The organism is Algoriphagus sp., assembly GCF_024305035.1.
Lineage (GTDB): Bacteria > Bacteroidota > Bacteroidia > Cytophagales > Cyclobacteriaceae > Algoriphagus.
Genome location: NZ_JAMWZB010000011.1, coordinates 129259 through 140281, shown reverse-complemented (window position 1 = coordinate 140281; position 11023 = coordinate 129259). Strand labels below are relative to the sequence as shown.

At 41.7% G+C, this 11023-nt stretch carries 8 protein-coding genes; 3 read left to right on the top strand and 5 right to left on the bottom strand.

The window, feature by feature from the left end; all coding sequences use genetic code 11:
• The 5 genes from Q0L00_RS08165 to dnaG all read right to left on the bottom strand — a co-directional run.
• A partial coding sequence (locus tag Q0L00_RS08165; protein WP_297336386.1) for a tetratricopeptide repeat protein occupies nucleotides 1-1521 on the bottom strand: 1521 nt, incomplete at its 3' end.
• A 93-nt stretch (nucleotides 1522-1614) separates the two neighbouring features.
• A complete protein-coding gene (surE, locus tag Q0L00_RS08160) occupies nucleotides 1615-2400 on the bottom strand; it encodes a 5'/3'-nucleotidase SurE (protein ID WP_297336385.1) in 786 nt (261 codons plus the stop codon).
• Nucleotides 2400-3050, bottom strand: coding sequence for a hypothetical protein (locus Q0L00_RS08155; RefSeq protein WP_297336384.1), 651 nt, complete (start codon nucleotides 3048-3050; stop codon nucleotides 2400-2402). Before Q0L00_RS08155 ends, surE begins: the two co-directional genes overlap by 1 nt.
• Before the next feature lie 71 nt (nucleotides 3051-3121).
• Entirely contained in the window at nucleotides 3122-4333 is a 1212-nt protein-coding gene (locus Q0L00_RS08150; protein WP_297336383.1) for a bifunctional 3,4-dihydroxy-2-butanone-4-phosphate synthase/GTP cyclohydrolase II, read from the bottom strand.
• Between the two features lie 90 nt (nucleotides 4334-4423).
• A complete protein-coding gene (gene dnaG, locus Q0L00_RS08145) occupies nucleotides 4424-6361 on the bottom strand; it encodes a DNA primase (protein WP_297336382.1) in 1938 nt (645 codons plus the stop codon).
• A gap of 162 nt (nucleotides 6362-6523) precedes the next feature.
• Between dnaG and Q0L00_RS08140 the strand changes: the two genes are divergently transcribed.
• From Q0L00_RS08140 to Q0L00_RS08130, 3 genes are read left to right on the top strand one after another with little or no spacing between them, the layout of a single operon-like run.
• Nucleotides 6524-7618, top strand: a complete 1095-nt coding sequence (locus Q0L00_RS08140) for an Mrp/NBP35 family ATP-binding protein (RefSeq protein WP_297336381.1) — start codon at nucleotides 6524-6526, stop codon at nucleotides 7616-7618.
• Between the two features lie 15 nt (nucleotides 7619-7633).
• The gene (locus Q0L00_RS08135; RefSeq protein WP_297336380.1) at nucleotides 7634-7882 is read left to right on the top strand and encodes a NifU family protein; all 249 of its coding nucleotides are present in this window, start codon (nucleotides 7634-7636) and stop codon (nucleotides 7880-7882) included.
• 11 nt (nucleotides 7883-7893) lie between these two features.
• Complete coding sequence (locus tag Q0L00_RS08130; RefSeq protein ID WP_297336379.1) at nucleotides 7894-10977, top strand: M43 family zinc metalloprotease; 3084 nt, start codon at nucleotides 7894-7896, stop codon at nucleotides 10975-10977.
• Nucleotides 10978-11023: the final 46 nt, after the last annotated feature.

The following is an 11023-nucleotide window of genomic DNA, read 5'->3' as shown; positions in this document are numbered from 1 at the left end:
AAGCTGAATAATTCCCTGAACCATTTCGTGCATTTTCACCCATGTTGGATTCACTTTAAATCCTTCCATTTGTGAAAGTGACCATTTTAGTGTATTGGTTAGGGTAAAATGAACGGAATCGACATCCTTTTTCAAGGTTTTGAGAATTCGAAAAAATTCTTCCCGCGAAATCACCTCATCTAAGGTAAGGTCAATGAGACTTTTTACTGACCCAATCGGTCCACGGAGGTCATGTCCCAAAATCGAAAAAAGCTTATTTTTAGTCTCGTTGATCTTTTCCAATTGAAGAGATTTATGCTCTAAGTCCGAATTTTGATCAGCAATCATTTGCTTTTGAAGAATCAAATGTTGATTGTATTTTTTTACATTTTTATTCAGCTTAAATAGCCTCAATACCAGAATCAACACGATAAGCGCTCCCAATCCAATCAACCAAACTATTCGATTTATAAACAGCAATCGGTCTGATTGATTATTGTTTTGGGCTTTGAGCAATTCCAACTCTGACTTTTCCAAGTTTTGTTCAAATATCCCCTGCATCAAGGCAATTCTATCTCGATTGGACTGATCTACTAACGAATCATTGATCAGGGTGTAAGACTCCAAGTGCTGAAATGCCTGTTCAATATTTCCCTCCTCCTGATAGACCTTTGACAAATATTTATGGGATTTGGCCAATTCATCTCGATAATTATTCGCTTTGGAAACTTCAATTCCTTCCCGGAGAATTTCTTTTGCTTTATCCAAGTCCCCTATTTGCAAATAAGCATTGCCTAAACGATGCATAACACTGGCCTGAAAAGTAGTAATCCCCTGCTTTCTTGCCATATCCATCGATTTTTCAAAGATGGCCACAGCGCTATCGAATTGGCCACGATACAAATAAACATCTCCAAGAACCCGATTAGAAAAGGAAGTCAGGTACGGCGACCCAGAAGATTCATTGACATGGATGGCCTTTTTGGCATAAAAAACCGAAGAATCAAATTGCTCCAACTGGCTAAAATTATAAGCCACATTATTCAAACTCCGAATCTGAGTATACAAGTCCTTAGAATCTGCGGCGAGCTCAAAGGCCTTTTTGAATTGTTCGATAGCCTTTTGATAATTTTGCTGCTCGTAATATAGCGCACCCATATTGTTCAAAATGCGGGCCGCAAGATTGGAATCTTCAATAGCTGAGGAAAGTTGATAGGCTTCTTCCGAATATTGAAATGCCAGTTTCCACTTGCCTTTGCGGTAATAAATCCATCCGATATTTTCCTTGGCTTTTGCATTTCCATAGGTATAAGAGATCTTTTGAGAAAGCTCTTCTGCCTCCAAGGACAAATCCATCGCTTCCTGAGAAGAAACCTCCCGCAGTTGAGTAGCGATTTCATTGAGTACATCTACCCTATCTTGCCCTTTCGCACCTGGCAAGATCTCTTTAAGACTATCCAGATCCGGTTGTTGAGATTGAACCGAAAAAGCTAGTATAAAGAATAAAAACAATAGAATTAGTCTACGTACTGGGAGTTTCACCTAATGTATCCTGTTTGGTATTGCAAAGTAAACAGAATCAGTGAAATGTGTCATAAAAATATCCAACCAAAAGTCTTTTTATTCCATATTTTTTCATTGCTTTAGGCTTTCCCAATCCCAATCCTTGTTCATTTGCTTGATCGCATGATGAGCAGTTAAATCGTATTGACAAGGGACGATGGATACATAATTGTTGGCAATAGCCCACTCGTCATTATCTTCTCCTTTGTCAAAATTCACAAAATTGCCCGCCATCCAAAAATATTTTCTTCCATTGGGATCAAATCGCTCTGCAAATTCTTCTTGCCATTTGGCATCAGCCTGACGGCAAACTTTAATTCCTCTGATATTTTCTTTTTGCTTGGGAGGAAAATTAACATTTAAGGCAATTCCTTTGGGAATTCCATTCTCTAAAACTTGCTGAGCGATTTTTTCCACCCAAATCTCAACATGGGAAAAGTCAGCTTTGGAAGAAAAATCACAAAGACTGAATCCAATTGAAGGCAAGCCCTCCAGTGCTCCTTCGATTGCTGCCGACATCGTACCTGAATAAAGCACTGATATGGAAGTATTGGAACCATGATTAATTCCACTCACAACCAGATCCGGAGTACGGTCCTTAAGCACATAATGCTTAGCCAGCTTTACACAATCAGCCGGAGTACCACTTGATTTGTAGGCCACTACCCCATCAAAAATCTCTTCTTCATACAGTCTTAAGGTCTCTCCAATGGTAATGGCGTGTCCCATCCCGGATTGCGGACTATCTGGGGCAACAACCACGACATCCCCCAGTTTTTTCATAATAGATACAAGCACTCGGATTCCCTTAGAGGTAATCCCATCGTCATTGGAGACGAGAATTAGGGGTTTTGACATTAGTTGGTATTCAATTCGTTGTAATAGGCGGTAATTCGAAGCAAATCTCCTCGCTTGTCATGCTCCAGTCGATTCTTTCGCATGAAAAGATTGATTTCATCTTCATATCCTGATAGAAGTGAAAAGAGATCTTTCTTTTTCAGGCTATACCGTTGAATCTGATTATCCTTAAAGAAGTAATAATTGAAGGCAAGCCGATAACCGTTCATAACTTGAGGACCCCAAAGTGGATTCATGCTCATCGGACCCCAAGCTCCCATATTTCTCGAATCGGTTGCAATGTATTCCCGGCACAGTAGGGCTACATTTTCTCCTTCGGTCAATACTTCAAAGAATATGGGAGTCTCGTAATCTCCATTGAGCGAATAGGGTAAACTGTAAAATTTTCTCACTCCTCCATAGACTTCATCAAAAATCTCAAAATAAACCACATTGGAAGCGGTAAATGTCTCGATTCGGTCTGTTTGAAGTTGGACTAAATTATTATCCAAGTCATACTTTACCAGACCAGTATAATTTTGACCTTCAGATCCGTAAATGTTCCCTTTATGCCAAATTTGAGAAGGAAATTGGTTTTGTCCCAAAGCAACTGTGCCCGTCCAAAGCAGTATACCAAGGAATAAAAGGGTATGATTTAGTATGTTTTTCATAACACATTTTACGCATTTTTTCAATTCGGGTTGAGGACTTAGGTCACTCCCAATAGAAATCTGAGTTCTCCCTATTTGAGGATGGTATGTCCCATTTTGTCCCGTTTGGTCTTTAGATATTTTTCATTGTGCGGATTGGGCGCAATTTCGATTGGTACTTGATCTACAATTTCTAACCCGTACCCGATGAGCCCTACCCGCTTTTGAGGATTATTGGAAATAAGCCGGATTTTACCTACACCTAAATCCCTCAAAATCTGAGCGCCTACCCCATAATCTCTGCTATCCATAGGAAGCCCCAAAGCTAGATTGGCCTGAACCGTATCCATTCCTTCTTCCTGCAATTTGTAAGCTTTCAGTTTATTAATCAAGCCTATTCCTCTACCTTCTTGATTCATGTATAACACCAATCCCTTCCCCTCTTTCTCTACCATTTCCATGGCAGCGTGAAGCTGCGGTCCGCAATCGCATCGGCAGCTCCCGAAAATATCCCCGGTCATGCAAGAGGAATGTACTCGAACTAAAATAGGCTCATCTTTTTCCCAAGTTCCTTTGATTAAAGCCAAGTGAAGTTCATCGGTATTGGTTTGACGGAAAGCAATCAAATCAAAATCGCCCCAGCTGGTAGGAAGTTCAACACCGATTTCGCGTTTGATTAAGGACTCATTTTTTAAGCGATAGGCAATAAGGTCTTTAATAGAAACAAGCTTCAACTTAAATTTTTTAGCGACTTCTATCAAGTCAGGAAGTCGAGCCATGGTCCCATCTTCATTCATGATTTCCACCAAAACACCAGCGGGCGAAAGACCAGCCAACCGAGAAAAATCTATGGCAGCCTCGGTATGACCCGCCCTTCTCAACACTCCACCTCTTTTGGCTTTCAAGGGAAAAATGTGTCCCGGTTTTCCTAATTCGGATGGATCGATGGAGTCGTCCACCAAAGCTTTGATCGTTTTGGCTCGATCAGAAGCTGATATTCCGGTAGTACAACCATGTCCGATCAAATCCACAGAAACTGTAAAAGGCGTTTCGAAGGCAGCTGTATTTTGCCCCACCATCAATTCCAGCCCTAATTTTTCACATCGGTCTTCAATTAGTGGTGCGCAGATCAATCCCCGTCCGTGAGTGGCCATAAAATTGATGATTTCAGGAGTAACTTTTTCAGCAGCACAGACAAAATCCCCTTCGTTTTCACGATCCTCGTCATCAACTACGATGATTACTTCTCCATTTTTGATTGCTTCGATAGCAGATTCTATCGAATCCAATTGGTAATTTTCCACTCGATTAGGGTTAAAATTGATGTAATTTTACGGCACAAATTTAAATGCTTTCGATTCTAAAACAGTGAGTGACCAAAGAAAGTTTGGCCATCATCCTACGACAATCCCCAATTCCTTATCAATCTCTATCTGTACTTTTTTAAGGGCTAAATAGAGTTCTTGAAATTCAATCACTTGATCATCTCCTAGTCTTTCTGATTCCGCATTTTTAATTTTCGCTTTAGCCTCTTCCAACATTTTGCGGACAAACTTTCGTTTAAGACGAAGAATCGTCCGGAATCCGGTCAGTGACAGGTCATCCTCTTCTCTATTTACCAAAATCTGATGGGTAGCTTCCCAATGGGTGGAGATTTCATACCGGGGAGTGATCAGATTGATGATTTCCTTTTTGATTTCCATATCTTCCACCGTCTTAAAAAAATCCTTGTCGGGAATCTCATTTTGAGCCAGTTTATACCGGTACATTTTTAAAATCTTAGCATAAATAGGTGTCTCAAACTCCAATTCTTCAGTCTCCTGAAGCAGGTATTGGCTCAGGTGCATTTCTTGCCCCTCGAGTTTTTCCCAACCATAATTAACCAACATTCGGATCATCTCCCGCTCTTGAATTTTGAGGAGTTCATTGATGGAGATTTCCGCTTTGCTCGAAATGAATTGTTCAAAGGGCTGGACTGATTCTTGCTCCTCTTTTTGTTTAGAATAGTGATCTTTTTGAGATTTGAGTAGTAATTTATTAAGCTCTGCATGGATAATTTCTTCGTCCACGTCAAGCAACACTCCTGCTTCTTTGGCATACACAGACCGAACTATCGGATCGGGAATTTTCCCTATACTTAGAATTACCTCACGGATCACTTCGGCCTTGCGAATCGGATCTCGTGCAAATTCATCTTTGAAAAGGCCAATCTTGAATCCAATAAAATCCTTACTCTGCTCCTTTAAATAGCTCTCAAATGCTTCAGACCCCACCTTTCGAGAATAACTATCCGGATCCTCACCCTCGGGAAAGACCACAGCTTTGACATTGAGCCCCCCTTCAAGCAACAAATCGATTCCGCGAAGGGAAGCTTTGATCCCTGCCGCATCGCCATCGTAAAGGACGGTAACCTGATCTGTAAATCGCTTGATTAGTTTGATTTGACCTTCTGTCAATGAGGTTCCCGAAGATGCCACCACGTTTTCAATTCCAGACAAATGCATGGAAATAACATCAGTGTATCCCTCTACCAGGTAACAGTTGTCCCGATCCCGAATGGCTTTTTTCGCCTGAAACATCCCGTAGAGCACATCACTTTTATGATAAACAGGGGTTTCTGGAGAATTGATGTATTTGGGTTGGTTTTTGTCCTTGGTGAGAATCCGCGCACCAAATGCGATGGGTTTTCCACTAATATTGTGAATGGTAAAAATCGCCCGATTACGAAACCGATCATAAATTCTTTTAGGGTCACCTTCTTTTTGCAAAACAAGTCCTGCCTTAAGCAAAATCTCCTCTGAAAACCCTGCTTTTCTGGCCGCATTGAGCAAATTATCCCAGCCGTCCAAAGCAAAGCCCAAATCAAACTTCTCAATAATGGAAGGAGAAAAACCTCGCTCTTTAAAGTAACTCAGTCCAATGGATTTTCCCTCTGGGGTACTTAAATTTTTGACAAAAAAATCACGGGCAAAACCCAATGCAATCAATAAACTTTCCCGCTCACTTTGAGCCTGCTCCTGCTCTGGGGTACGTTCTTGCTCCTCTTCTACCTCGATACCATATTTTCCGGCTAGATGCCGAATGGCCTCCTGAAAGCCGATTCCCTCGATATCCATGATAAATTGAATCGGATCACCGGCCTTTCCGCATCCGAAACATTTGTAAATCTGTTTAGCAGGAGAAATGGAAAAAGAGGGTGTTTTCTCCCCATGGAACGGACAACAGGCCCAGAGGTTTTGGCCCTTTTTTTTCAGGGGCACATAGTCTGCAACCACCTCCTCGATGTCCATCCGTTCTTTTACTTTGTCTGAGGTGAATTTACTTATATTCATGGCTACACAATTACGGCAAAGTTAACTTACGCTCCCAAATAGCCTACCAAAATCAAGAACTATTTGGTCCAATGGGAGGTTTATACAAGGAGTCAGATATCTGTCAAAGTTTCTCAAAACAAAGTCTAAGCACTAACTTGCAAAAAAATTAGAAGCGATCACATGCAAATCACCAAAGAGTCCTTGTTGAAATCCCTCTCCAGAGTAGAAGATCCTGATCTCAAAAGAGATTTAGTGAGTCTGGGAATGATCCAAGGAATTGACATTTCTGGAAACAAAATTCAATTTAAAGTGGTACTGACCACACCAGCTTGTCCCCTGAAGGAGGTAATCAAAAACAATTGCTTGGAAGCTTTGGAGCAAGATTTTGGTAAAGAAATCGAGGTAGAAATCACCATGACTTCCCAAGTCACCACGGTCAGAGATGCCACTCCGATTTTACCTCATGTTAAAAATATCATCGCAATTGCTTCTGGAAAAGGCGGAGTTGGAAAATCTACCACGGCGGTTAACTTGGCTGTTTCCTTGGCAGAAACCGGGGCAAAAGTAGGCCTAATCGATGCAGATATTTCTGGCCCTTCTATTCCGACTATGTTCAACGTGGAAGGAGAGCAACCTGCCGTTAAGAAAGTTGGCGATAAAAATGTAATCATTCCCATCACCCAATACGGGGTTAAGTTGATGTCTATTGGTTTTCTCACTCCTACAGACTCAGCAGTGGTTTGGCGCGGTCCTATGGCCAGTTCTGCCCTTCGTCAATTTATTTCTGACGTGGATTGGGGAGAGCTTGATTACCTTTTCATTGATTTACCTCCGGGCACTTCAGATATTCATCTAACTATGGTTCAAACGGTCCCTGTAACTGGAGCAGTCATTGTCACTACCCCACAAAAAGTAGCTTTGGCAGATGCGAGCAAAGGACTTTCGATGTTTAAACAACCACAAATTAATGTTCCCGTTTTAGGTGTTGTAGAAAATATGGCTTACTTTACACCTGAGGAACTCCCTGACCACAAATATTATTTATTTGGAAAAGAAGGGGGGCGAAAATTAGCAGAGAAGTACCAAGTTCCATTCTTGGGTGAAGTTCCCATCGTACAAGGTATCCGAGAAAGTGGTGACACCGGTTTTCCAGCAGTATTGAAAAATGGAATTACTCAAACAGCCTACATGGAATTGGCAGAATCGGTAGCCCGGCAAATCGCAATAAGAAATGCATCGGTAAAAAAGACAGAAAAAGTAGAAATTAAAGCATAATATCATTATAAACTAATGCAGACTGAATTAAGAGAACAAATTGAATTTGCTTTAGATACGATCAGGCCGTATCTGGAAGCTGATGGTGGAAATGTGCGCATCGTTGAACTGACTGAGGATAAAGTCCTGAAAATAGAAATGCTTGGGAATTGTGGCTCTTGCCCCATGTCTTCGATGACTCTGAAAGCTGGTGTAGAGGAAGCCATCAAGAGAGCCATACCCGAAATCACCCGAGTAGAGGCTGTAAATTTAACTATTGTTTAACTTTTTCTTTTATGACCAGATTTTACTGCTTTTTTCAAAAAGCTATTTTGCTCCTCTTTGGAGCTTTTTTTGCATCTACCCTTAGCTTTTCGCAAACTTTTGAATTAAAACCTCTGAATGAATTTTCAGGATACGGAAATAAAAAACTGGCTCATACGCATCATGAAAAGTGTGGACACGACATCATTGAAAAAATGATTGAAAAAGACCTGGGTTATTTTGGAACCCGGGATTTTTTGGAAAACTGGATGGAAGGAGAAATTGAAAAACGACGATCTCAGCCACAGATCCTTTCCAGAATCCAAAATGAAGTCAGAAAAATACCCGTAGTGGTTCATGTTATCCATCGAGGAGAAGAAATCGGGCAGGGTACTAATATTCCACTTGCTCAAATCGAAGCTCAAATCCGTATTTTAAATGAGGACTTTCGGAGACAAAATCCCGACGCTTCTCAAACCCCTTCCATTTTCCAACCTGTAGCAGCCGACGCTCACATAGAATTTGTCCTAGCTACAAGAGACTCCAATGGGATTCCCACTGATGGGATCACCAGAACCCAGGGTCCTCAAAATACCTATAGTCCCGATGATGCAATTTTAATCGGACAGACCTCCCAATGGGATCCGGAAACCTACATGAATATTTGGGTGGTACCCTTGGAGCAACCTTTCATTGGTTACGCTTCCTTCCCGGTATCGGATTTACCAGGCCTAAATTTTTCACCAACCTCTGCTACAGCTGACGGAGTAACCATAGATTATCGCTTTTTTGGGACAGGGGGAAGTGCCATCAGTGCCTCCCGAGGAAGAACAGCCACCCATGAAGTGGGGCACTTTTTAGGGTTGAGACATATTTGGGGCGATGGGGGTTGTGATGTAGATGATTTTGTCGAAGATACTCCCCGGCAGGATAATTCTAATAACACCTGCACGGCCGGAGGGTCGCGGTTCAGCTGCGGTTCGGAAGATATGATTCAAAACTACATGGATTATACCCCTGATGCCTGTATGAATCTATTTACTTTAGGTCAGGTGGAGCGTTTTAATGTCGTATTGGAAAATAGCCCTAGACGGGTCAACTTGGTTAATAATTTTGCGACAATTGAGCCGGAACTAGTGGACTTTGACCTTTCACTGACCCGATTAATTTCACCCGGAGATTTTGCTTGCAATTCTACGGTTATGCCAGCGATTGAAGTAACAAATGCTGGACTAGAAACACTCACCTCCGCTCAGATTGAATTGAGAAGAAACAATACTGTTCTAGAGTCTAAAAGCTTTTCATTCGCGTTAGAAACCGGCCAAAGTGAGGTACTCGAATTCCAAAACTTTGAATTGCTAGAAAGCGAAAACCAGGTAGAATTCCGCTTAATTTCAGTCAATAATCGCTCAGACCAAAATCCTGACAACAATAGTTTGGAATCCAATCCCAAACTTCAGCAGGAAATCAATCTTCCCTTTAGTATTTCTGGAAATACACTTCCTGAGAATTGGATTAACGAAAATCCTGATGGAGCTTTTGGCTGGGAACCTATTACTCGAACCGTTTCCGGAGAATCGCAAGACTTATTTTATATTCGACATTTTGAATATGAAGCACAGGGTGAGCTTGACTTTTTAATTAGTCCGGTCATTGATTTGGCAAAATACCCCAATGCACAATTGGTGTTTGAAATGGCGCATTCGACCTATAACCAAGCTGGATTTCAAGATGCCTTGTTCGTTTCTATTTCTGATGATTGCGGAAATAGTTTTGACCTTCCTACAGCCCGTTACCAAAAAAGTGGGCAGTCGCTAACGACTGTTTCTCCAAGTTTGGAAGAGTTTTTTCCTACAGACAATGCTCAATTTAGAACCGAACTGGTCAATCTCTCTGACTTTGCTTCCCTGGGAAAAGTCCGGATTTCAATCATTACCCAAAATTCTTACGGAAATAATATCTTCCTAAAAAACATTCGAATTTTGGATCAAGAGGAGTTCAATTATCAACTAACTTTGGAAGAGCTTGTTGTCCCAAGCCCCATTTCTGACGGTCGATATACCAATGAATCCCTTTTAGTGACCAACACCGGAAATCTCCCCATCACAAGTTTAGTTTTATCCAAAATCACCAACAATGGAAACGAAGCCAGTTTCTTAGCAACGGGAGGTGCTGTCCTTCCCGGCGAAACATTCACATTAAATGGAACAAACTCCACTAGAGAAGGAAAAAACAGAATTGACTACAGCAGCATTCTACCAAACTTTGACCAAAATCCCGGTAGTGAAAGTAATTTAACCCGTTTTATTATCGAAAATGAGGAGCAGGTAGCCACTCCTTGGCGCCAAAACTTTAATCCTACCGCCAGTTTAGGGCCCTGGACCAGTTTAAACCCTGAATCGGACAGTCGTGCTTGGGAAGTAACCTCACTCAGCGGGTCTTCTTCCCCAAATAATGCTCTTGAACTCAGACAAATGCAGCCAGGAGAGTCCTATTGGTTGGGTTCACCTGTTTTTGATTTAAGTAAAGCGATCCAAGCCAGTCTTTTCTTTGATTTGGCAGCAGGACAGGTCAGTTCGGATACCAGAATGCGAGTTCTCGCCAGTTCAGACGCAGGTGACACCTACCAAGAAATCTTCCAAATTTCCGGGGAGGAAATCAGTACTGTCTCCTCCGGAGCAGCTAATCCAAACCGTCCGGATGACTTTATTCGAAATTACATCAACCTCACTAATTTCACCGGAAATGGATTTTCGGAAGTGAGGTTGGCTTTGGTGATTGACCAGGCAGATGAAGCTAACGATCCGATCTACCTGGATAATTTAGAGCTCTTCTTAAGTGCCGACCCCGATCCAGTGATTCCACAAGAAGGTATGGCGCTGATTTATCCAAATCCCGCCACAGACTATTTTAACGTAGCATTTAATTTACCCAGCTATCAAAATGTGACCCTTGAAATCATATCGAGCACGGGTACAGTTGTCCATGAAGTAAGCTATCCCGCTACGCTAAATCAGACCTATACCTTTAGCCGAGATATTTTCAAACCCGGACTTTATATCGTCAAAATCACCAGTCTCACGCTTGCCGAAACCCATCGGGTTATTCTGCGATAAAAAATTTAAGCCGGAGCAAAAAACTTCGGCTTATTTTTTGCCAAGA

What these genes read in the sequence shown, in the direction of transcription:
- surE (WP_297336385.1), bottom strand. Translation starts at nt 2,400, where the DNA reads ATGTCAAAACCCCTAATTCTCGTCTCCAATGACGATGGGATTACCTCT.
- Q0L00_RS08155 (WP_297336384.1), bottom strand. Translation starts at nt 3,050, where the DNA reads ATGAAAAACATACTAAATCATACCCTTTTATTCCTTGGTATACTGCTT.
- dnaG (WP_297336382.1), bottom strand. Translation starts at nt 6,361, where the DNA reads ATGAATATAAGTAAATTCACCTCAGACAAAGTAAAAGAACGGATGGAC.
- Q0L00_RS08140 (WP_297336381.1), top strand. Translation starts at nt 6,524, where the DNA reads ATGCAAATCACCAAAGAGTCCTTGTTGAAATCCCTCTCCAGAGTAGAA.
- Q0L00_RS08135 (WP_297336380.1), top strand. Translation starts at nt 7,634, where the DNA reads ATGCAGACTGAATTAAGAGAACAAATTGAATTTGCTTTAGATACGATC.
- Q0L00_RS08130 (WP_297336379.1), top strand. Translation starts at nt 7,894, where the DNA reads ATGACCAGATTTTACTGCTTTTTTCAAAAAGCTATTTTGCTCCTCTTT.